Source organism: Rubellimicrobium sp. CFH 75288 (assembly GCF_009904055.1).
Lineage (GTDB): Bacteria > Pseudomonadota > Alphaproteobacteria > Rhodobacterales > Rhodobacteraceae > Rubellimicrobium.
The window spans coordinates 375,412-395,222 of record NZ_WYDP01000003.1 but is presented as its reverse complement, the minus strand read 5'-3'; the positions used below and the strand labels follow the sequence as shown (position 1 = coordinate 395,222).

Genomic DNA, 19,811 nt, shown 5'->3' with positions numbered 1-19,811 from the left:
ATGCCTCCCATGCGAGACGTTGACAGACAATATGCGCCAGCACTAACACTTGTTCAAGCCAAACCTGTCGGACAGGTTGGGGGAGCATGGAGCAACTCCGCGACAGGGAGACCGAGAGCGACCCGACGGCGCCCCCCGTCGGCGGGCTCGTGGGCGGCACGATCTCCGCGATCACCCGTCACATCCGGGACACCAACCTGATGCCGGGCGATCGGCTGCCCTCCGAGACGGCCCTCTCCCGCGAACTCGGTGTCTCCCGCCCGGTCGTGCGGGAGGCGTTCCGGGCGCTCGCCGCCATGCGGATCCTCGATCTGGGCAACGGCCGGCGGGCGCGGGTGGGTGCGCTCGATCCCGGCGCCATGGGTCTCATGTTCGAGCACGGGGTCCACACGGATCAGATCGGCATCCAGCAGGTCTATGACGTGCGCCGCACCATCGAGACACGGATCGTCACCCTGGCCGCCCTGCGCCGCACGGACGAGGAAGCGATCCGCATCCGCGAGGCCGCCGCCGCCATGCGCGCCGCGATGGACGAACCTGCGGTGCTGATGGAGGCCGATCTGGATTTCCACACGCTGCTCGCCGCAGCGTCGCGCAATCCCGTCTTCGCGCTCCTGATCGGCGCCTTCGGCGGCATCACCCGCCAGACCTGGTCCATCGGCTGGCGCAGCAGGACCACGCCCGACCTGCGCGAGCGCATGATCGCCAATCACGAGGCCATCGCCGACGCCGTGGCGGGCGGCGACAGCGCCGCCGCCGCCGAGGCCATGGCGCTCCATTTCGACGAGAGCCTCCGGGCCCTCGTTGCGGCCGGCGTGTCGTGATGCGCATCCGCGCTCTCGAGACCGTCCGCGCGGCCGAGCGGCCCAACCTCCTGTGGCTCCTCGTGCACACGGACGAGGGTCTGTCGGGCCTGGGCGAGACCTTCTTCGGAGCGGGCGCGGTCGAGGCGCATGTGCACGAATGGATCGCGCCCCGCGTCATCGGGCGCGACCCGCTCGCCATCGACGCGCTCTCGCGCGATCTCCGGGGCTATCTGGGCTTCCGCTCCGCGGGGGCCGAGATGCGGGGCAACTCGGCCTTCGACATCGCGCTCTGGGACCTGTGGGGCCGCGCCACGGACCAGCCCGTCGCCCAGCTCCTCGGCGGATTCACACGGTCGCGCATCCGCACCTACAACACCTGCGCCGGACCCGGCTACATCGCCCGCGCCGACGGCCAGACCAGCCGCAACTGGGGCCTCGGCTCGACCGATCTCGACGATCTCGACGCGTTCCTCCACCGCGCCGACGAGCTGGCCCTTTCCCTGCTGGAGGAGGGGATCACCGCCATGAAGATCTGGCCCTTCGACGCCGCGGCCGAGCGGACGGGGGGTCTCGACATCGCGCCCGAGGAGCTGCGCACAGCCCTCTCCCCCTTCGAGAAGATCCGCCGCGCCGTGGGCGACCGCATGGAGATCATGGTCGAGTTCCACGGCCTGTGGCACCTCACCCCCGCCATCCGCATCGCCCGCGCGCTCGAACCCTTCGATACCTACTGGCACGAGGACCCTATCCGCCTCGACAGCCTCGCCTCCCTGCGCCGCTATGCCGACGCCTCGCCCGCCCCCGTCTGCGCCTCCGAGACCCTGGCCGGCCGCTGGGGTTTCCGCGACCTCATCGAGACGGGCGCGCCCGGCATCGTCATGCTCGACCTCTCCTGGTGCGGCGGGCTGTCCGAGGCGCGCAAGATCGCCGCCATGGCCGAGGCCTGGCACCTGCCCGTGGCGCCCCACGACTGCACGGGGCCCGTGGTCCTCGCCGCCTCCACGCATCTCGCGCTCAACGCCCCCAACGCGCTGGTGCAGGAAAGCGTGCGCGCCTTCCTGCGCACCTGGTATCGCGACTGCGTGACTGCCCTGCCCGAAGTCCGGGACGGCCATATCGGCGTTCCGCCCGGCCCCGGCCTCGGTCTCGACCTGCACCCCGACCTCGACCGCGCCTTCACCGTCACCCGACGCGTCTCGGACGCCAAGACCATCTGAACCGCTCAGGGAGGAGCCCAGGATGACCCGAACCGCCAAGACCCGCCTGCTCGCGGCAGCCCTGCTTGCAGGCTGCGCCACCGGCGTCCTCGCCCAGGACGACGCGCCCATCGAGATCGTGTTCACGCACCATTCCTCGGCCTCCAACACCTTCTGGCAGGCCGTCCAGCGCGGATTCGAGGATGCCTGCGCGCGGATCGAGGCGAGCTGCCAGATGATCTTCACCCAGACCGAGGGCTCCATCCAGGAACAGCTTGCCAACATGGAGGCCGCGCTCGCGCGCGAGCCCGACGCGCTCATCACTTCCATCGTGGACAACACGGCCTTCGACGACGTGATCCAGCGCGCCCGCGACGCCGGCATCATCGTCATCGGCTCCAACGTGGACGATCTCGAAGGGGCGTCCGGCAACGCGCGGCAGGCCTTCGTGGGGCAGGGCTTCATCCCCGCCGGCCGCACGCTCGCCCAGGCCCAGGCCGAGAACTTCCCCGCCGAGGGACCGATCAAGGTCCTCGTCGGCGTCTCCGCCCCCGGCCAGAACTGGTCCGAGCAGCGCGCCCAGGGCATCATCGAGGGCCTGGAGGAATGGGCCGCGCAGAACCCGGACCGGGAGTTCAGCTACGAGCGCATCGATTCGGGCACCGACCTTGCCGTGGTCTCCGACCGCGTGGGCGCCTATCTCGCCGCCAACCCCGACACGACCGCCTATTTCGACACGGGCTTCTGGCATGCCGGCGTGGCGCGCGTGCTCGCCGACCGCGGGGTGGAGCCGGGCACCGTCCTGCTGGGCGGCTTCGACCTCGTCCCCGAGGTGCTCGACCAGATGAAGGCGGGCTATGTCCAGGTCCAGATCGATCAGCAGCCCTACATGCAGGGCTTCATGCCCGTGATGATGGTCTATCTGAGCGAGCGGGTCGGTCTCGCGCCCACCGACATCGACACCGGGCAAGGGGTCGTGACGCCCGACATGGTGGACGCGATCATGGACCTCTCCGCCCAGGGGCTCCGCTGATGGCCGCGCGGCGGGTGCCGGCGGCCCCGGTGAACTCTGCGGCCGGGGCGCCCGCCACCCCTTCCGCCCCGCGCTCGCCGGGGCGGAGGCTTCTCAAGCTCGCGCTCCAGAAGCCCGAGCTGATGGCCGTGCTGCTGCTCGTGATCCTCGTCGCCGCCTTCCAGATCCGCTCGGACGGGGTGTTCCTCTCGGCCGCCAACCTGCGCGGAATGCTGGGCCTCCTGCCCGAGGTGGCGCTGGTCGCCGTCGGCGTCACGCTCCTGATGATCTGCGGCGAGTTCGACCTCTCCGTGGGCTCGGTCTTCGCGCTGATGCCGATGACGATGGCCGTGCTGATGGTCGGGGGTTGGCCCTTCTGGTTCGCCATGGGGGCGGGGCTCCTCGTCTGCCTCCTGATCGGCTTCATCAACGGCTGGGTCACGATCGCCTTCAACATCCCCTCCTTCATCACCACGCTGGGGATGCTGTTCATGGCGCGCTCGCTCACGGTCGTGATCTCCGGGGGCTTTCCGCCCCGGCTCGACCCCAGCGCGATCCCCGCCTGGCTGTTCGTGGGCTATGTGGGGCCGGGGAGCCTGGTGCGCGCCTCGCTCCTGTGGTTTCTCGGCATCGCGGTGCTGGTGGCGCTGCTGCTGGGGCGCACCAATTTCGGCAACTGGGTGCGCGCCACGGGGGGCTTCCTGCCGGCCGCACAGGCCATGGGCATCCCCACCGCCCGGGTCAAGATCGCGTGCTTCATGCTCTGCTCGCTGCTCGCGGGCTTCGCCGGCATGCTTCAGGTCCTGCGCCTCGGCTCGCCGCTCCCCTCCATCGGCGTCGGCATGGAGCTTCAGGCCGTCGCCGCCGCCGTGATCGGGGGCACCTCGCTGTTCGGCGGCGTGGGCTCGATCCTCGGCGGCGTCATCGGCGCGCTGCTGATCCGCGTGATCGACAACGGCATGGTGCTCAGCCGCGTGGACAGCAACTGGTTCCAGTTCGCCGTCGGCGGCCTGCTGATCCTCGCCGTGGTGGGCAACGCCTGGCTGCGCAGGCGCGGCCGCGCCATGAAGGTGGAGACCTGAGCGATGGACGGAACCCTTCCGCCCCCGGCCGACGCCATCATCGCGGTGCGCAACCTCCACAAGTGGTACTCGGGCGTGCACGCGCTCAAGGGCGTCTCGCTCGACATCCCGCGGGGGCAGGCGCTGGGCCTCGTCGGCGACAACGGCGCCGGCAAGTCCACCCTCATCTCCATCCTGTCGGGCCTTCACCAGCCCGACGAGGGCGAGGTGCTGGTCGAGGGCCGCCCCGTCTCCATCCGCTCTCCCCGCGCGGCGATGGAACTCGGGATCGAGACCATCTACCAGTACAACTCGATGGTCCCCACCATGTCGATCGCCCGCAACCTTTTCATCGGGCGCGAGCCGCTGAAATGGTCATTCGGCGGCATCGGCTGGCTGGACGAGCGGCGCATGCGCGCGGAATCGGTGCGTGCCATCGCCGACGTGGACCTGCACCTGCGCAGCCCCGACGCGCTGGTGGGCGAACTCTCCGGTGGCCAGCGGCAGGGCGTCGCCATCGCGCGCGCCATGCACTTCAAGTCCAAGGTCATGATCCTGGACGAGCCCACCAACCACCTCTCGGTCAAGGAGACGGAAAAGGTCATCGGCTTCGTGCGCGGCCTGCGCGACCAGGGGATCACGGCCATCTTCATCTCGCACAACATGCACCACGTCTTCGCCTGCTGCGACCGCATCGTGGCGATGGCGCTGGGCCAGGTCGTGCTGGACCGCCCCGTGTCCCGGACCTCGATCGAGGAGGTCCACGCCGTCCTGTGACGGCGTGGGGGCGCATGGAGGGGCGGCGGGTCCTCGTCACCGGCGCATCGGGCAGCATCGGACGCGCCCTCGCGGCCGCCTTTGCCGGGGCGGGCTGGCGCGTCACGGCCCTCGACCGGCCCGGTCAGCCCGCCCCGCCGGGGACCGAGCCCCTCGCTGCCGACCTCTCCCGCCCGGCCGAGGCCGCCGCGCTGGCCGCCGCCGCCGGGCCCTTCGATGCTCTCGTCAACAACGCCGCCCTGATCCTCAACCGCCCCTTCGAGGACTTCTCCCCCGAGGACTGGGAGGAGCAGATGCGCGTCAACGCGGGCGCGGCCTTTGCGCTCGCCCGCGCGCTCGCGCCCGCCATGAAGGCGCGGGGCTGGGGCCGCATCGTCTCGCTCACCTCGCTCACGCTGAACGGGCAATGGACGGGCTACGTGCCCTATGTCGCCTCCAAGGGCGCGCTCCTCGGCCTGACCCGTGCGCTCGCCCGCGAACTCGGCCCCTGGGGCATCACCGTCAACGCCATCGCCCCCGGCGCTGTCGTCTCCGAGGCCGAGCGGCGCGTCTTCGGCGACCGCCTCGCCGAATACGAGGCATGGGTTCTCGAGCACCAGTCGGTCAAGCAGCGCATCCGCCCCGAGGACGTGGCCGAACTGGCGCTGTTCCTCTGCTCGGACCGCGCGGGCCTGATCTCGGGGCAGAACATCGGGGTGGACGGGGGATGGTGAACGACCTCGTCCTCTCCTCAGGGCCCGCCCGCGCGGCCGTTTCGCCCGCCCGCGGCGGTGCGCTGGCCTCCCTCGCGGCGGGCGGCCTGCCCGTCCTCTCGGCCGGAGAGGGGCGCCCCCCCGGCCCCTTCGCGCTCGCCTGCAACCTGCTCGCGCCCTTCTCCAACCGCATCTCCCGCCCCCTCGCCTGGGACGGTCGCACCCACCCCCTCCCCCCCAACCTGGCGGGCGAGCCCTTCCCCATCCACGGCGACGCGTTCCAGCGCCCCTGGCAGGTCGCGTCCGCCGAAACCGCCCGGGCCGTGCTGCGCCTGCCCGACGGCGCCTTCGGCCCCTGGCGCTACGAGGCCGAGGCGACCTGGCACCTCTCCCCCCACGCGCTGCACGTCACGCTCCGCCTCGTCAGCCGCGCCGACATGACCCTGCCCTGGGGCCTCGGCTTCCACCCGTGGTTTCCCCGCGACGCGGGCACCCGCGCGCGCTTCGCCGCCGCCGGCTGGTGGCCGCAGGACGACCGCCACCTGCCCCGCGGCCCCGCGCCCGAGCCGCTCCCCCCCACGCTCGACTTCTCCGCCCCCCGCCCCTTCCCCGAAGGCTGGCTCAACGCCGCCTTCGACGGCTGGGACGGGACGGCCGAGGTGCTCCAGACCTCCGGCCGCGCCGTCTCCGTCCGCCTCGCCGCCCGCGGCCTCGGCACGCTTCTCGCCTATTCCCCCGGCGCCAGCGCCCCCTTTCTCTGCCTCGAGCCGGTGTCCCACCCCGTGGACGCCCATTCCCTCCCCGACCGCCCCGGCCTCGTCCCCCTCGCCCCCGGCGAGACGCTCGAGGCCGCGATGACCCTCGACTGGTCCCCCAGCGGGACGCCATGACGGAGACGCCCATGCCCTGGACCGACGCCTGCGCCACCGACGCCATCGAGGAGGAGGACGTGATCCGCTGGGACCACGGGGGGCGGACCTATGCCCTCTACCGCTCCCCGGACGACCAGTTCTTCTGCACCGACGGGCTGTGCACCCACGAGCAGGTCCACCTCGCCGACGGGCTGGTGATGGACCACATCATCGAATGCCCCAAGCACAACGGCCAGTTCGACTACCGCACCGGTGCGCCGCTGCGCGCCCCCGTCTGCACCGCCCTGCGTACCTACCCCGTCCGGGTCGAAGGCACCCGCGTGCTCGTGGACCTGCCATGACCCGCCGCCGCCCCACCATCGCCGACCTGCGCGCGCTCAAGGGCCGCCGCCAGCTCACCATGCTGCGTTTCTTCTCCCTCGACGAGGCCGCGGCCGCCGAAGCAGCCTGCATCGACATCGCCTCCGTCCCGTGGGAGGTCGTCTCGCATCCCCGCTACCGCGAGGTCGCGCCCGGGATCTTCACCATGACCGGCCAGACCCATCTCGAGGCCGGCACCGCGGACGACTACCTCCGCTGGTCGGGCCGCGCGCTCGACGGGGGGGCGGACGCCGTCTACTGCTCGGCCAGCCTGCGCACCGTCGAGCACCTCTCGCGCGAGCACATCCCCGTGGTCGGCCATGTCGGCCTCGTGCCCTCCCGCGCCACCTGGACGGGCGGCTTCCGCGCCGTCGGCAAGACCGCCGAGGAGGCGCTGCGCCTCTTCGACGAGGTCAAGGGCTACGAGCGCGCCGGCGCCTTCGCCGTCGAGATCGAGGTGGTCCCTCCCGAGGTGGCCGAGGCGATCGCCCGCCGCACGACGCTGCTCCTGTGGTCCATGGGGGCGGGCGCGGGCTGCGACGCGCAGTATCTCTTCGCGAACGACATCCTCGGCTACACCGAGGGGCATATCCCGCGCCACTCCAAGGTCTACCGCGACTTCAAGGCCGAATACGCCCGTCTGCAGGCCGAGCGCACGGCCGCCTTCCGCGAGTTCGCCGCGGACGTGGAATCGGGCGCCTTTCCCGAACCCCGCCACCTCGTCCCCATGCCCGAGGCCGAGCGCGACCGCTTTCTCGAGGCGCTGGAGCACAGGACGGGCGGCTGAGGCACGAAGAAGCTTCCCCTGCGTCAGCAAATCGGCTGATCTGGAGAAGGAGGCGAGCAGGCGCAGGCGCGAACGGGCGGCGCGCCGCGGCAGGACCGGATGCCCGGATCGGCCGGACGGGGTCGCAGATGCCCCGGCGGCTCCACAGCGGAGGACATGATGAACAGACGCTCGCTCTTTCTTTCGGCCGCGGCCCTCGCGCTCGCCCCGGCCCTCGCGCTCGCGCAGGAGACGCGCACCTTCTACTGGGTCTCGCACGGCTCGCCGGCGGACCCGGTCTGGACCTACTTCCTCCAGGGGGCGGAGCAGTGGGCCCGCGATACCGGCCACACCGTCAACACGTCCTTCCATTCGGGCGACGTGCCGTCCCAGCAGGAGGCGGTCCGCGCCGCCATCGCCGCGGGCGCGGACGGGATCTGCTCCACCAGCCCCGATCCGGGCTCGATGGTCGCTCCCGTGGCCGAGGCCCGCGCGGCGGGCATCCCCATCGTGAACTTCAACACCCCCGATCCGCAGGCGGACTGGAACGCCTATGTCGGCGGGGACCTCGTCTCCGTGGGTCGGCAGTGGGCCCAGTATCTCGTGGACAACGACCTCGTGCAGGAGGGCGATTTCGTCTGGATGCCCGTCGAGGTGCCCGGCGCCTCCTACGGCGTGGAGGAGGAGCGCGGCATCCGCGAGGTGTTCGAGCCGCTGGGGATCACCTGGGAAGTCACCGATGCCACGCTGGACCAGGCCGAGGTCATCACCCGCATGACCGACTATCTGACCGCGAACCGCGACCGCATCGCCGCCATGATCGGCCTCGGCGACATGGTGACGGGCTCGGTCCAGCGCGTCTGGGACCAGGTCGGGGTCGCGCCGGGCGAAATCCCGGTGGTCGGCTGGGGCAACTCGCTCGACACCAGCCGCGCGGTCATGGAGGGCTACGTCAACGCCGCCATGTGGCAGGACCCCCAGGCCACCTCCTACATGTGCCTGTCGGCCCTCCTGATGGAGACGAGCGGCATCCCCGTGGGCTTCGACATCATCACCGGCGCACTCTACGAGGCCGACACGGCGCAGATCTACGACGACATCATGTCGGGCGACTGAGTCCCGCGCGACCCGGCCCGCGCCGCGCCAGCGGCGCGGGCTCCTGCCATGGAGAGTCCGTCATGTCCGATCCCGCCGCAGCCCTCTCGCCGCCCGCACCCGCACGGCCGAACCCGTTGCGCACCCTGATCGCGAGGCCCGAATTCGGTCCCCTCGTCCTGCTCGTCGCGATGCTGGTGGCGTTCACCGCCATCAACCCGGCCTTCCTGTCGCTCACCAATATCGGCAATGCGCTGACCTTCACCGTCGAGCTGGGCCTGATCGCGCTGGCCATGACGCTCCTGATGACCTCGGGCGAGTTCGACCTGTCGGTGGGTTCGGTGTTCGGCTTCACGCCCGTGGTGATGTGGACGCTGTTCAATACCGGCACCCTGTCCCTGCCGCTCGCCTTTCTGGTGGCGCTGCTGATCGCGCTCGCCATCGGCTTCACCTCCGGCCAGTTCGTGACCCGGCTGAGCATCCCGTCCTTTCTCGTGACGCTGGGAATGCTGCTCGTGGTGCGCGGCTCGGCCCTGTGGCTGACGGACGGCTTTCCCCAGCGGACCTGGAACGCGGGCGACCAGTGGCTCGCCCGGGTGCTCGTGGGCAACCTGTGCCTCGGCGGCACGGGTCCGACCTGCACCGGGGGTCTGCGCATCTACATGAGCCTCATCTGGTTCATCCTGCTCGCGCTGCTGTTCCACTACATCCTGACCCGGACGCGCTTCGGCAACTGGATCCAGGCCACCGGCGGCAATCCCGGTGCGGCGCGCGCGCGAGGCGTGCGCACCGGGCAGGTCAAGGTCGTCCTGTTCATGCTCTCCGCCGCGATGGCAGGGCTTGCCGGGATCATCTCCTCCATCCGGGTCTCCGCCGCCAACCCCAATTCGGGCCAGGGCTACGAGCTCGAGGTCATCGCCATGGTGGTGATCGGCGGCACCGCGCTGATGGGCGGGCGCGGCACGATCATCGGCACCGTCCTCGGGGTCCTCATCCTGCGGCTCATGCGCAACGGCATCGTCATGATCGGCGTGCCCGGCCTCGCCTACAACATCTTCATCGGTGCGATCATCCTCGGGATGATGGCCCTCCACTCCGCGCTCGAGCGGCGCCACAATGCAGGCGTGTGACCCATGGCCGAAGACCTCCCCCTCGTCGAGATGCGTGCCATCGAGAAGTGGTACGGCCGCGTCCATGCCCTGCGTTCGGTCAACCTCACGATCCGCCGGGGCGAGATCGTGGGCCTTCTGGGTGACAACGGCGCCGGCAAGTCCACCCTCATCAAGGTGCTCTCGGGCGCCGTGCCCTACACTTCGGGCGAGATCCGCATCAAGGGCGAGCCGGTGCGGATGCGCTCCACCCAGGACGCCATCGCCCGCGGGATCGAGACGATCTACCAGGACTCCGCCCTCGTCCCCCAGCTCTCGATCGCCCGCAACCTGTTCCTGGGGCGCGAGCCGCGCCGGGGCCCCCGCCTGTTCGACCGCATGGACCAGAAGACCATGAACGAGGTCGCCTCGGCGCTCCTGCGGCGCGTGGGCATCTCCAAGGCGATCCCGCCCACGACGCCCGTCTCCTCCCTCTCGGGGGGCGAGCGGCAGGCCGTCGCCATCGCACGCGCCATGCATTTCGACAGCGACCTCATCATCCTGGACGAGCCCACGAACAACCTCGGCGTGGCGGAGACGCAAGGTGTGCTGCGCTTCGTGCGCGAGGCGCGCGACACGGGCCATTCCTGCATCTTCATTGCCCACAACATCCACCATGTCTTCCAGGTCGTGGACCGGATGGTCGTCATGCGCCGCGGCACGATCGTGGCCGACGACCTGACGCCGCGCACCGCCTCCATCGCCGAGGTCGAGGCCGTCATCACCGGCGAGCACCTTGCCGCATGACGGACCTGACGCTCCGCGCCGCGGGGATCGCGGCGACCTTCGACCCCTCGCTCGGCCTTCTGGCCTCCTTCTCGGTGACCGCAGGAGGCCGGACGGTCTCGCCGCTGCACCGCGCCCCCTGGGTGGACAGCGGCGAGGCGCTGCCGCCCGACCTGCCGCCCCATCTCGCGCGGCTGGGCGGCGATTTCCTCTGCGCGCCCTTTGCCGCCTCCGAGGAGGGCTCGCCCATGCACGGCTGGACGGCGAATGCGCCCTGGACGCTGCTGCACCAGGCGCCGGGCCTGCTGCGCGCGGCCCTGTCGCGCCCCGTCTGCGGCGCAACCGTTCTCAAGGAACTCGTGCTGCTCGACGGCCATCCCTTCGTCTATCAGCGCCACCTGTTCCTCGGCGGCGAGGGGCGGGTGCCGGTGGCCAACCACGCCAACCTGGCCCTGCCGCGCGGCGCGATCATCCGCACCTCGCCCAAGGCGTTCTGGGAGACGCCCGCCCGCCCGCAGGAGGAGGACCCGGCTCGCGGCCGCTCGGCGCTTCTCTACCCCGCCCGCACCGGCGACCCACGCGCCTTTCCGTGCGCCGACGGCGGAACGGCGGACCTGCTGCGCTACCCCTGGGCGCCCCGGCACGAGGATTTCGTCGTCGCCGTGGAGGAGCCTGGCCGCGCGCTGGGCTGGACGGCGGTGACGATCCTCGGCACGGGCACGCTGTTCCTGTCCCTGCGCGACCCGCGTGCGCTGCCCATGACGATGCTCTGGCACTCCAACGGCGGGCGCGACTACCCGCCGTGGTCGGGCCGTCATGTCGGCTGCCTCGGGGTCGAGGAGGGCGCGGCCGCCGCCATGCTGGGCCTGACCTCCGAAGGGGGCCTGCCCGGCCCCGGCGCGCTGCGCCTCCACCCCGCCGGCACGGCCGAGACGCGCCACGCCATCGGCGCCATCCCCTGGCCGGAGGGGGAGCCCGTCGCCGATGTGGCCCTTCGCGGCAGCAGCCTTTCGGTCACGGGCGAAGGGGGCACGTCGCGGACGCTGCCCTTCCGCGAGGGGTTCTTCGGGGCGCTGTCCTAGCGCGGAGCCGGGGCCGCGCGCCGCTCGGGCACGAGCAGCAGCAGCCCCGCACCGACGATGATCGCGCCGCCGGCCAGCATCGGCCAGGTCGGCAGGTCCGCAAAGAACAGCCAGCCCAGCACGATCGCCCAGGGCAGCAGCGTGTATTGCAGCGGCGCGACCAGCGCGGCGGGCGCGAGCTTCAGCGCCCGCGTGATGCACAGATGCGCCAGCATCGCCACCACGCCCAGCAGCGACAGCAGGCCCCAGTCGAAGGCCGAGGGCGTCGTCCAGGCCAGCGGCGCCGCCACCAGCCCCGCCAGCCCCGCCCCCACCAGCTGCCAGAAGACCAGCGCCGTATCCGGCGTTCCCCGCAACGAGCGCCCCGTCAGGATCATCGCCGCAAAGCAGGCCGACCCCACCAGCGCCGCGACCGTCGCCGTCCCCGACATCTCGCCCGAGGGCGCGAGCGCCACCAGCACCCCGCCGAAGCCCAGCAGGATCGCCAGCCAGCGGACCGGCCCCACCCGCTCGCCCAGAAGCAGCGGCGAGATGGCCGCGACATAGATCGGCACCGCCAGCCAGAAGGTCATCACGTCTGCCAGCGGCAGGTCCCGCACGGCGAGATAGAAGCAGAACACCTCCGCGGTCGAGAACGCGACCCGCAGCGCCTGCAATCCCGGCCGCTCCACCGCCAGAAGCCGCCTCGGCCCGAAGGACCACAGCACCGGCAGCAGCACCACCAGCGCCGCAAGGCTGCGGATCAGCAGCACCTGCCCGACCGAATGGGTCGCCACCAGCCACTTGCCCAGCGCGTCGTTGAGCGAGAACAGCGCCATGCCGAGCAGCATCAGAAGGATGCCGGCCTGCGCCGCCGGAATGCGGGTCATGGGATCTCCCGGAAAGAGGGGGGCGCCCGTCCGGGGCGCCCCGGCGGCCGCACTACTGGCGCAGCCGGTCCAGTTCGGCCTGGATCGCGTCGATCACGTCCTGCCCGATCGTCTCGGCATGGCGCTCGTAGACGCCCGCCACCGCCTCGCGGATGCGCTCCATCTCGGCCACGTCCAGCTCGTTGAACTCCATCCCCGCCGCCTCGATGTTCGCGAGCGATTGCTGGGACAGCTCGCGGCTGACACGGCGCTGCACGTCGCGGCCGATGACCGCGCAGTCGCGCAGGATCTGCTGCTCCTCCTCGGAATAGGTGTCGAAGATCGGCTTGGAGAACAGCACCATGAAGGGCGTGTAGGCGTGCTGGGTGTTCGAGACGTAGTCCTGCACCTCGTAGAACTTGGACGTGTCGATCGTCACGAAGGGGTTCTCCTGCGCGTCGATCGCCCGCGTCTCGAGCGCGGTGAACACCTCGCCGAAGGCCATGGGCGTCGGGTTGGCGCCCAGCGTCTGGAACGTGTCGAGGAAGATGTTGTTCTGCATCACCCGCACGCGCAGCCCCTCGAAATCCTCCAGCCGCGTGATCGGCCGGACCGAGTTGGTCACGTTGCGGAACCCGTTCTCCCACCAGGCGAGGTTCACGAGCCCCGAATCCTCCAGCTTCTGCGACATCATCGCGCCGAACTCGCCGTCGAGGACCGCATCGGCCTCCTCGGCGCTGCTGAACAGGAAGGGCAGGTCGAACACGCCCAGGGCCGGCTCGATCCCGACCAGCGGCGAGGTCGAGGTGATCACCATCTCCTGCGTGCCGGAGCGCAGCGCCTGCGTCGCGTCGAGGTCGCCGCCCAGCGCCCCCGACCAGAAGGCGTTGAGCGTCCAGGCCCCGCCGGTGCGCTCGGTCATGCATTCGCGCATGGCCTCCACGCCGTTGCCCACCGGGTGCGTCTCGGCCACGCCGTTCGACACGGTGATGGTCCGGGTCTGGATCTCGGCCGCCGCGGGCAGGCCCAGCGACAGCGTCAGGGCCGTGGTCAGCGTCAGGGTGCGAAGTCTCATGGGTCGTCTCCTCCCTCGGATGATGGGGTTCGGCGTCACCGCAGCGCGGCCAGCGGCACGGTGACGATCTCGGGAAACAGGATCAGCAGCAGCAGGACGCAGACCTGCGCCACCAGGAACGGCGAGACGCCGACCACGACCTGCCCCAGCGGCACGCGCGCGACCCCGCTCACCACGTTCAGCACAACGCCCACGGGCGGGGTCAGCAGGCCGATGCAGCAGGTCATCACGAAGATGATCCCGAAATAGACCGGGTCGATCCCGGCCGCGCCGATCACCGGCATCAGCACCGGCGACAGGATCAGGATCGTCGGCGCCAGGTCCAGCACCATCCCCACCAGCAACAGCAGCAGAACGATCACCAGCATCAGCAGCCGCGGACTCTCGATCACCGGCGACAGGAACCGCGTCAGTTCGGCCGGGATGTTGGCCCGCGTGATCAGCCACGACGTCACCAGCGCGGCGGAGACCAGGAACAGCACCACCGCGGTCATCTTGGCCGCGTTCAGGAACACCGCATAAAGGTCGCGCAGCCGCAGCTCGCGATAGACGAACAGTCCCACGAACAGCGCATAGACGGCCGCCACCACCGCGGCCTCCGTGGGGGTGAAGACGCCGAAGCGGATGCCCCCCAGGATGATGACGGGCATCACCAGCGCCCAGGCCGCGCGCAGCGCCGCCTGCCAGCGCTCGCGCCCCGACTGGCGCGGCAGCGGGGCCACGTTGTCCCGCCGCGACACGATCGCCCAGGCGCCCACCAGCGCCAGCGCCATCAGGAGGCCCGGCACGATCCCTCCCAGGAACAGCGCCGTGATCGACACGTTGGCCGCGACGCCGAAGATGATGAAGGCGATCGAGGGCGGGATCACCGGCGCGATCACACCGCCCGCCGCCATCAACCCGGCCGAGCGCGGCACGTGGTAGCCGGCCGACTTCATCATCGGGATCAGGATCGCCGCCAGGGCCGCGGAATCCGCCGCCGCCGACCCCGAGAGCGAGGCCATGACGACGGCCGCGATGACGGCCACATAGCCCAGCCCCCCCCGCAAGTGCCCCACGCAGGACACCGCAAAGGCCACGATCCGCTTGGAGAGCCCGCCCGCGTTCATCAGCTCGCCCGCCAGCAGGAAGAAGGGAATGGCGAGGAGCGTGAAGGTGTTGGCGCCCGACACCATCTGCTGGCTGATGATCTGGGGGTTGAAGATCCCCATCCAGGTCATCAGCACGATCGCGCAGAAGATGAGGGCAAAGGCCACGGGCAGCCCGATGGCCAGCCCCGCGAACAACGTGCCAAGAAAGACGCCGAGGATCATCGGACCGGTCCCGCCCCTGCCTCGGCACCGCTCACCGGCGCACCTCGCCGGGCTCGTATTCTCCGGTGATGCGCGCCATCTCCTCGGCCGAGACGCGCCCCAGGAGCGCCCGCACCAGCCGCGCCAGCGCCATCGCGCCGACGGCCAGCCCGGTGACATAGGTGACGCCAAAGACCCAGATCATCGACAGCCCCACGACCGGTGCGGTCATGGAGGCATTGATCGCGTGCTGCCGCCACGTGCCCCAGACCAGCACGACCGCGCAGAGCAGGATGATGGCGTTCGACAGCGCCACGCAGACCAGCCGCCCTCGCGGGCCCAGCCGCCGCACGACCGTCTCCACCCCCAGATGCGCATGGTCCCGGAACGCCAGCACCGCGCCGATGAAGGTCAGCCAGACGAAGAAATAGCGCGACATCTCCTCCGAGACGGTCAGCCCGCTGTTGAAGCCGTAGCGCAGCACGACGTTGGTGAAGACCATCACGACCATGCCGGCCAGAAGCAGCACCAGCACCGCCTCGACCGCGCGGACCACCCACTGCTCGACCCGCCGAAACCCGTCCAAACCCTCCTCCCAGGCATGGTCCGCGAACCCGCGCGATCGCTCTTCAGGGGCTGTCCGCGCTTGTCTCGGCATAGATGACAGCGTATGTCACTGTCAATGCCGTCCTCTCCCGCTGGGTGGACCGGCTCGCACGATGGCCAAGAAATACAAGTCGAATCAGATCCATACTCTGAGGGACGTTGCCCGGGCCTCGGGTGTTAGCGCTGTCACGGCGTCGCGGGCGCTGCGCACGCCCGACCGCGTGGCGCCCGAGACGCTGGCCCGCGTCCGCGCGGCGGTGGCGCGGCTGGGCTACGTGCCCAACCCGGCGGCCCAGACCCTCGCCTCGGGGCGGTCGCGGGTGATCGGCGTGGTGATCCCCTCCGTCACCAACTCCGTCTTCGCCGACCTCCTGCGCGGGGTCATGGACGCGGCCGGAGACGGCCCCTTCCAGCCCCAGATCGCCAACACCCGCTATCTCTCCTCGCGCGAGGAGGCGATCCTGCGCCTGTTCGCCAGCCAGCGCCCCGCCGGCATGATCGTCGCCGGCATCGACCAGTCCGACGCCTCGCGCGCGATCCTGCGCGGGATGGGCTGCCCGGTAGTGCAGGTCATGGAGATCGGCCCCGACCCGATCGACATGATGATCGGCGGCCCCCAGGCCGAGGCCGCGCGTGCCGCCGTCGCCCACCTGATCGACCAGGGCTACCGCCGCATCGCCTTTCTGGGCGCCCGCATGGACCCGCGCGCCCAGCGACGCCTGTTCGGCTACCGGCAGGAGATCGCGTCGGCCGGCCTGCCCGAGCGCGTGCTGACCACGCCTCGCCCCTCCTCCGTGACCGTGGGCCGCCAGCTCATGGGCGACCTGCTCGCGCTCCACCCGGACACGGATGCGGTGTTCTCCAACAACGACGACGTCGCGCTGGGGGCCCTCTTCGAATGTACCGCCCGCGGCATCCGCGTCCCGGCCCAGATGGGCATCGCGGGCTTCAACGACCTCGACCTCGCCGCCGGCGCGGAGCCGGGCCTGACGACCGTGCGCACCCACCGCTACCGGATGGGGTCCGAGGCCATGGCGATGATCGCCGCCGCGCTCGCGGGCGACAGGCCCGCGGACCCGGTCCGCGACACGGGCTTCGAGCTGGTCGTCCGCGCCAGCACCCGCCGCCTGCCCGAGGGGGCCGGATGACCCCTCCCCCGCGCCCGCCGCCCGATCCCGGCTCCCGCCCCGCTTCCCTTCACACCGCCCGAGGACCCGCCATGGCCGACACCCGCGCCCGCAAGAAGTTCCGCAGCCAGGAATGGTTCGACAACCCCAACAATCCCGGCATGACCGCGCTCTACATCGAGCGCTACCTCAACCAGGAATACACGCGGGGCGAGCTTCAGGGCGACCGCCCGGTGATCGGCATCGCCCAGACGGGCAGCGACCTCGCCCCCTGCAACAAGATCCACGTCTTCCTGATGGACCGCGTCAAGGCGGGCATCCGCGACGCGGGCGGCGTGCCGATGGAATTCCCCGTCCACCCCATCCAGGAGACCGGCAAGCGCCCCACCGCCGCGCTCGACCGCAACCTCGCCTATCTCAGCCTCGTCGAGGTGCTCCACGGCTACCCGATCGACGGCGTGGTGCTCACCACCGGCTGCGACAAGACCACGCCAGCCATGCTGATGGGCGCGGCCACCGTGGACCTGCCCGCCATCGTCCTCTCGGGCGGGCCGATGCTTGACGGCTGGTGGAACGGCCAGCTTGCGGGCTCGGGCACCATCGTCTGGGAAAGCCGCCGCCTGCTGGCCGAAGGAGTCATCGACTACGCCGAGTTCATGGCCCGCGTCTGCGCCAGCGCGCCCAGCCTCGGGCATTGCAACACGATGGGCACGGCCAGCACCATGAACGCCATGGCCGAGGCGCTGGGCATGTCGCTCACCGGCTGCTCGGCCATCCCCGCCCCCTTCCGCGAGCGCATGGCCATGGCCTACGAGACCGGCCGCCGCATCGTGCAGATGGTCCACGAGGAGCTGCGCCCCTCCGCCATCCTCACGCGCGAGGCGTTCGAGAACGCCATCGTCGTCTGCTCGGCCATCGGCGGCTCGACCAACGCGCCGCCGCACCTCCAGGCCGTGGCGCGCCATGCCGGCGTGGACCTCCACGTGACCGACTGGCAGCGCGTGGGCTTCGACGTGCCCCTCCTCGTGAACATGCAGCCTGCGGGCCAGTTTCTGGGCGAGGCGTTCTTCCGCGCCGGCGGCGTGCCGGCCGTGATGGGAGAACTGCGCAAGGCCGGCCGCCTCCACGACACCCCCATGACCGTCACCGGCCGCCCGATGGGCGAGAACCTCGCCGGCTGGGAGAGCCGCGACCACGCCGTGATCCGGCCCTACGACTCGCCCCTGCGCGACCGGGCGGGCTTTCTCGTCCTGTCCGGCAACCTTTTCGACTCGGCGCTGATGAAGACCAGCGTCATCTCGCGCGACTTCCACGACCGCTTCCTGTCCGAGCCCGGCCGCGAAGGCGTCTTCGAGGCCCGCGCCGTCGTCTTCGAGGGCCCCGAGGACTACCACGAACGGATCAACGACCCCGCGCTCGCCATCGACGACCGCACCATCCTGTTCATCCGCGGCGTGGGCTGCGTGGGCTATCCCGGCTCGGCCGAGGTGGTGAACATGCAACCCCCCGACGCGCTGCTGCGCGCGGGCATCAACCACCTGCCCACCGTCGGCGACGGCCGCCAGTCCGGCACCTCCGAGAGCCCCTCGATCCTCAACGCCTCCCCCGAGGCGGCGGTGGGCGGCGGCCTCGCGCTCCTGCAGACCGGCGACCGGGTCCGGCTCGATCTCAACGCCTGCACGCTGAACGCCCTCGTCCCCGAGGAGGAATGGGAGAGGCGCCGCGCCGCCTGGACCCCGCCCCCGCTCCACCACCAGACCCCCTGGCAGGAGATCTACCGCACCCATGTGGGCCAGCTCGCCGACGGCGGCTGCCTCGAGCTCGCCACCGCCTACCGGCGTATCGTCCACGACCTGCCGCGCGACAACCACTGACCGCCCCGCGGCAGCAGGGACAGGAGACCAGCCCATGCGCATCGCCGTCCTGCAGGAGCCCTCGCCCGGGGGCGACATCCCCCGCGCGCTCGACCGGCTCGGTTGCGCGCTCCGCGCGGCCGGTGCCGCCGGGGCCGCGCTCCTCGTCGCCCCCGAGGCGTTCCTGCCCGGCTACAACCACCCCGAGATTGCCGCCCGCGCCCTGCGCCGCGACGACGACGCGATGGCCCGCGCCGCCGACCTCTGCCGCGACGCGAGCTGCGGCCTCGTCCTCGGCTATGCCGAACGCGACGGCGACCGCCTGCGCAACAGCGCGGTGGTCTTCGACCCTGCAGGCCGCGAGGTGGCGAACTACCGCAAGATCCAGCTCTACGGCCCGCGCGAACGCGCCCTCTACGAGCCCGGCGACGCCTACGCCACCTTCGAGGCAGGGGGCCTCCGCGTCGCGCTCCTCATCTGCTACGACGCCGAATTCGCTCCCCACATGGCCGCGCTCGCCGCCCGCGGCGTCCGCCTCGTCTGCGTGCCCACGGCCAACATGGCGCCCTTTGTCCATGTCGTGCGCCACACGATCCCCGCCATGGCCGCCAATCACGGCCTTGCCATCGCCTACGCCAATTACTGCGGCACCGAGGGCGACCTGCGCTATGTCGGCGGCTCCCAGATCGCGGGCCCGCACGGAGAGGTGCTGGCGCTGGCCGGAGAGGGGCCGGCGCTCCTCGTCGCGGACCTGCCCGAACCGGACCCCGCCCGCCTCTCGACCCAGGCCGCCGACCTGCGCCACCTGTCCTGAAGGGCTGGTGCCCGCGCCGGGGGTCGAACCCGGATGCCCGAAGGCAGGCGATTTTAAGTCGCCCGTGTCTGCCGTTCCACCACGCGGGCCGCCCGCCACGGGCGCGGACGGGACCCTAGCCCCGCCGCCCGCCGGCCGGAAGCCCCTCCTCCTTGACCGTCTCCATCGCCACATAGGTCGAGGTCGCCGCCACATGCGGCAGGGTCGAGATCCGCTCGGCCAGGGCGGCGCGGTACTCCGCGATCCCGCGCGTGCGCACCTTCAGCAGATAGTCGAACCGCCCCGCGATCATGTGGCAGGCTTCCACCTCGGGCAGCGCCAGGACGGCGCGGTTGAACGCCGCCAGCGCCGCCTCGCGCGTGTCAGACAGCTTCACCTCCACGAACGCGACATGCGCCCGCCCCACCGCCCCGGGGTCCAGCACCGCGCGCCAGCCGCGAATGGCGCCCGCCTCCTCCAGCCGCCGCAGCCGCGCCTGCACCGGGCTGCGCGACAGCCCCACCCGCTCGGCCAGCGCGGCGACGGTGATGCGCCCCTCGCGCTCGACCACCTCCAGGATGCGGCGGTCGATCCGGTCCAGCGGAGGCGATTCGTCCATGCTGA

21 protein-coding genes and 1 tRNA gene are annotated in these 19,811 nt (G+C 71.3%); 16 read left to right on the top strand and 6 right to left on the bottom strand.

What is annotated here, in order from left to right; all coding sequences use genetic code 11:
- The first annotated feature begins 86 nt into the window (after window positions 1-86).
- From GT358_RS05185 to GT358_RS05125, 13 genes are all read left to right on the top strand, one after another.
- A complete protein-coding gene (locus GT358_RS05185) occupies window positions 87-824 on the top strand; it encodes a FadR/GntR family transcriptional regulator (protein ID WP_166581511.1) in 738 nt (245 codons plus the stop codon).
- The gene (locus tag GT358_RS05180) at window positions 824-2,023 is read left to right on the top strand and encodes a mandelate racemase/muconate lactonizing enzyme family protein (RefSeq protein ID WP_166581510.1); all 1,200 of its coding nucleotides are present in this window, start codon (window positions 824-826) and stop codon (window positions 2,021-2,023) included. The genes GT358_RS05185 and GT358_RS05180 overlap by 1 nt, the downstream gene beginning before the upstream one ends.
- Window positions 2,024-2,045: 22 nt before the next feature.
- Window positions 2,046-3,035 carry a sugar ABC transporter substrate-binding protein gene (locus GT358_RS05175; protein ID WP_166581509.1) on the top strand — a complete coding sequence of 330 codons (990 nt, stop codon included), beginning with the start codon at window positions 2,046-2,048 and terminating at the stop codon, window positions 3,033-3,035.
- A complete protein-coding gene (locus tag GT358_RS05170) occupies window positions 3,035-4,096 on the top strand; it encodes an ABC transporter permease (protein ID WP_166581508.1) in 1,062 nt (353 codons plus the stop codon). The genes GT358_RS05175 and GT358_RS05170 overlap by 1 nt, the downstream gene beginning before the upstream one ends.
- Window positions 4,097-4,099: 3 nt before the next feature.
- Window positions 4,100-4,852 carry an ATP-binding cassette domain-containing protein gene (locus GT358_RS05165; RefSeq protein ID WP_166581507.1) on the top strand — a complete coding sequence of 251 codons (753 nt, stop codon included), beginning with the start codon at window positions 4,100-4,102 and terminating at the stop codon, window positions 4,850-4,852.
- The gene (locus GT358_RS05160) at window positions 4,849-5,565 is read left to right on the top strand and encodes an SDR family oxidoreductase (protein ID WP_371416220.1); all 717 of its coding nucleotides are present in this window, start codon (window positions 4,849-4,851) and stop codon (window positions 5,563-5,565) included. The genes GT358_RS05165 and GT358_RS05160 overlap by 4 nt, the downstream gene beginning before the upstream one ends.
- Window positions 5,559-6,434, top strand: coding sequence for an aldose 1-epimerase (locus GT358_RS05155; RefSeq protein WP_166581506.1), 876 nt, complete (start codon window positions 5,559-5,561; stop codon window positions 6,432-6,434). Before GT358_RS05160 ends, GT358_RS05155 begins: the two co-directional genes overlap by 7 nt.
- A gap of 11 nt (window positions 6,435-6,445) precedes the next feature.
- Window positions 6,446-6,757 (top strand): MocE family 2Fe-2S type ferredoxin, encoded by a 312-nt coding sequence (locus GT358_RS05150; RefSeq protein WP_166581505.1) that lies wholly within the window; start codon window positions 6,446-6,448, stop codon window positions 6,755-6,757.
- Window positions 6,754-7,563 (top strand): 3-methyl-2-oxobutanoate hydroxymethyltransferase, encoded by an 810-nt coding sequence (locus GT358_RS05145; protein ID WP_166581504.1) that lies wholly within the window; start codon window positions 6,754-6,756, stop codon window positions 7,561-7,563. The genes GT358_RS05150 and GT358_RS05145 overlap by 4 nt, the downstream gene beginning before the upstream one ends.
- 156 nt (window positions 7,564-7,719) lie before the next feature.
- Window positions 7,720-8,658, top strand: a complete 939-nt coding sequence (locus GT358_RS05140; protein ID WP_166581503.1) for a substrate-binding domain-containing protein — start codon at window positions 7,720-7,722, stop codon at window positions 8,656-8,658.
- Window positions 8,659-8,720: 62 nt separating this feature from the next.
- Window positions 8,721-9,767 carry an ABC transporter permease gene (locus GT358_RS05135; RefSeq protein WP_166581502.1) on the top strand — a complete coding sequence of 349 codons (1,047 nt, stop codon included), beginning with the start codon at window positions 8,721-8,723 and terminating at the stop codon, window positions 9,765-9,767.
- 3 nt (window positions 9,768-9,770) lie between these two features.
- The gene (locus GT358_RS05130; RefSeq protein ID WP_166581501.1) at window positions 9,771-10,532 is read left to right on the top strand and encodes an ATP-binding cassette domain-containing protein; all 762 of its coding nucleotides are present in this window, start codon (window positions 9,771-9,773) and stop codon (window positions 10,530-10,532) included.
- A complete protein-coding gene (locus GT358_RS05125; protein WP_166581500.1) occupies window positions 10,529-11,593 on the top strand; it encodes a hypothetical protein in 1,065 nt (354 codons plus the stop codon). Before GT358_RS05130 ends, GT358_RS05125 begins: the two co-directional genes overlap by 4 nt.
- Here GT358_RS05125 and GT358_RS05120 read toward each other — a convergent pair.
- From GT358_RS05120 to GT358_RS05105, 4 genes are read right to left on the bottom strand one after another with little or no spacing between them, the layout of a single operon-like run.
- Entirely contained in the window at window positions 11,590-12,462 is an 873-nt protein-coding gene (locus GT358_RS05120; protein ID WP_166581499.1) for a DMT family transporter, read from the bottom strand. The two genes, GT358_RS05125 and GT358_RS05120, sit on opposite strands and share 4 nt — an antisense overlap.
- A gap of 52 nt (window positions 12,463-12,514) precedes the next feature.
- A complete protein-coding gene (locus GT358_RS05115) occupies window positions 12,515-13,516 on the bottom strand; it encodes a TRAP transporter substrate-binding protein (protein ID WP_166581498.1) in 1,002 nt (333 codons plus the stop codon).
- A gap of 35 nt (window positions 13,517-13,551) precedes the next feature.
- The gene (locus GT358_RS05110; protein WP_166581497.1) at window positions 13,552-14,829 is read right to left on the bottom strand and encodes a TRAP transporter large permease; all 1,278 of its coding nucleotides are present in this window, start codon (window positions 14,827-14,829) and stop codon (window positions 13,552-13,554) included.
- 31 nt (window positions 14,830-14,860) lie between these two features.
- Window positions 14,861-15,394 (bottom strand): TRAP transporter small permease, encoded by a 534-nt coding sequence (locus tag GT358_RS05105; protein ID WP_243730706.1) that lies wholly within the window; start codon window positions 15,392-15,394, stop codon window positions 14,861-14,863.
- A 133-nt stretch (window positions 15,395-15,527) separates the two neighbouring features.
- Between GT358_RS05105 and GT358_RS05100 the strand changes: the two genes are divergently transcribed.
- The 3 genes from GT358_RS05100 to GT358_RS05090 all read left to right on the top strand — a co-directional run bounded on the left by GT358_RS05100 (window position 15,528) and on the right by GT358_RS05090 (window position 19,208).
- Window positions 15,528-16,562, top strand: coding sequence for a LacI family DNA-binding transcriptional regulator (locus GT358_RS05100; RefSeq protein WP_166581495.1), 1,035 nt, complete (start codon window positions 15,528-15,530; stop codon window positions 16,560-16,562).
- 71 nt (window positions 16,563-16,633) lie between these two features.
- Window positions 16,634-18,415, top strand: a complete 1,782-nt coding sequence (locus GT358_RS05095) for an IlvD/Edd family dehydratase (protein ID WP_166581494.1) — start codon at window positions 16,634-16,636, stop codon at window positions 18,413-18,415.
- Window positions 18,416-18,449: 34 nt separating this feature from the next.
- Window positions 18,450-19,208 (top strand): nitrilase-related carbon-nitrogen hydrolase, encoded by a 759-nt coding sequence (locus GT358_RS05090; protein WP_166581493.1) that lies wholly within the window; start codon window positions 18,450-18,452, stop codon window positions 19,206-19,208.
- A gap of 5 nt (window positions 19,209-19,213) precedes the next feature.
- Here the strand turns inward: GT358_RS05090 and GT358_RS05085 are convergent.
- Window positions 19,214-19,297, bottom strand: a tRNA-Leu gene (locus GT358_RS05085).
- A 26-nt stretch (window positions 19,298-19,323) separates the two neighbouring features.
- Entirely contained in the window at window positions 19,324-19,806 is a 483-nt protein-coding gene (locus tag GT358_RS05080) for an Lrp/AsnC family transcriptional regulator (RefSeq protein WP_166581492.1), read from the bottom strand.
- Window positions 19,807-19,811 lie beyond the last annotated feature (5 nt).

Bases quoted from the DNA above. Each gene is read 5' to 3' on its own strand.
- GT358_RS05185 (WP_166581511.1), top strand. From the start codon at position 87: ATGGAGCAACTCCGCGACAGGGAGACCGAGAGCGACCCGACGGCGCCC.
- GT358_RS05180 (WP_166581510.1), top strand. From the start codon at position 824: ATGCGCATCCGCGCTCTCGAGACCGTCCGCGCGGCCGAGCGGCCCAAC.
- GT358_RS05175 (WP_166581509.1), top strand. From the start codon at position 2,046: ATGACCCGAACCGCCAAGACCCGCCTGCTCGCGGCAGCCCTGCTTGCA.
- GT358_RS05170 (WP_166581508.1), top strand. From the start codon at position 3,035: ATGGCCGCGCGGCGGGTGCCGGCGGCCCCGGTGAACTCTGCGGCCGGG.
- GT358_RS05165 (WP_166581507.1), top strand. From the start codon at position 4,100: ATGGACGGAACCCTTCCGCCCCCGGCCGACGCCATCATCGCGGTGCGC.
- GT358_RS05155 (WP_166581506.1), top strand. From the start codon at position 5,559: ATGGTGAACGACCTCGTCCTCTCCTCAGGGCCCGCCCGCGCGGCCGTT.
- GT358_RS05150 (WP_166581505.1), top strand. From the start codon at position 6,446: ATGCCCTGGACCGACGCCTGCGCCACCGACGCCATCGAGGAGGAGGAC.
- GT358_RS05145 (WP_166581504.1), top strand. From the start codon at position 6,754: ATGACCCGCCGCCGCCCCACCATCGCCGACCTGCGCGCGCTCAAGGGC.
- GT358_RS05140 (WP_166581503.1), top strand. From the start codon at position 7,720: ATGATGAACAGACGCTCGCTCTTTCTTTCGGCCGCGGCCCTCGCGCTC.
- GT358_RS05135 (WP_166581502.1), top strand. From the start codon at position 8,721: ATGTCCGATCCCGCCGCAGCCCTCTCGCCGCCCGCACCCGCACGGCCG.
- GT358_RS05130 (WP_166581501.1), top strand. From the start codon at position 9,771: ATGGCCGAAGACCTCCCCCTCGTCGAGATGCGTGCCATCGAGAAGTGG.
- GT358_RS05125 (WP_166581500.1), top strand. From the start codon at position 10,529: ATGACGGACCTGACGCTCCGCGCCGCGGGGATCGCGGCGACCTTCGAC.
- GT358_RS05120 (WP_166581499.1), bottom strand. From the start codon at position 12,462: ATGACCCGCATTCCGGCGGCGCAGGCCGGCATCCTTCTGATGCTGCTC.
- GT358_RS05115 (WP_166581498.1), bottom strand. From the start codon at position 13,516: ATGAGACTTCGCACCCTGACGCTGACCACGGCCCTGACGCTGTCGCTG.
- GT358_RS05110 (WP_166581497.1), bottom strand. From the start codon at position 14,829: ATGATCCTCGGCGTCTTTCTTGGCACGTTGTTCGCGGGGCTGGCCATC.
- GT358_RS05100 (WP_166581495.1), top strand. From the start codon at position 15,528: ATGGCCAAGAAATACAAGTCGAATCAGATCCATACTCTGAGGGACGTT.
- GT358_RS05095 (WP_166581494.1), top strand. From the start codon at position 16,634: ATGGCCGACACCCGCGCCCGCAAGAAGTTCCGCAGCCAGGAATGGTTC.
- GT358_RS05090 (WP_166581493.1), top strand. From the start codon at position 18,450: ATGCGCATCGCCGTCCTGCAGGAGCCCTCGCCCGGGGGCGACATCCCC.
- GT358_RS05080 (WP_166581492.1), bottom strand. From the start codon at position 19,806: ATGGACGAATCGCCTCCGCTGGACCGGATCGACCGCCGCATCCTGGAG.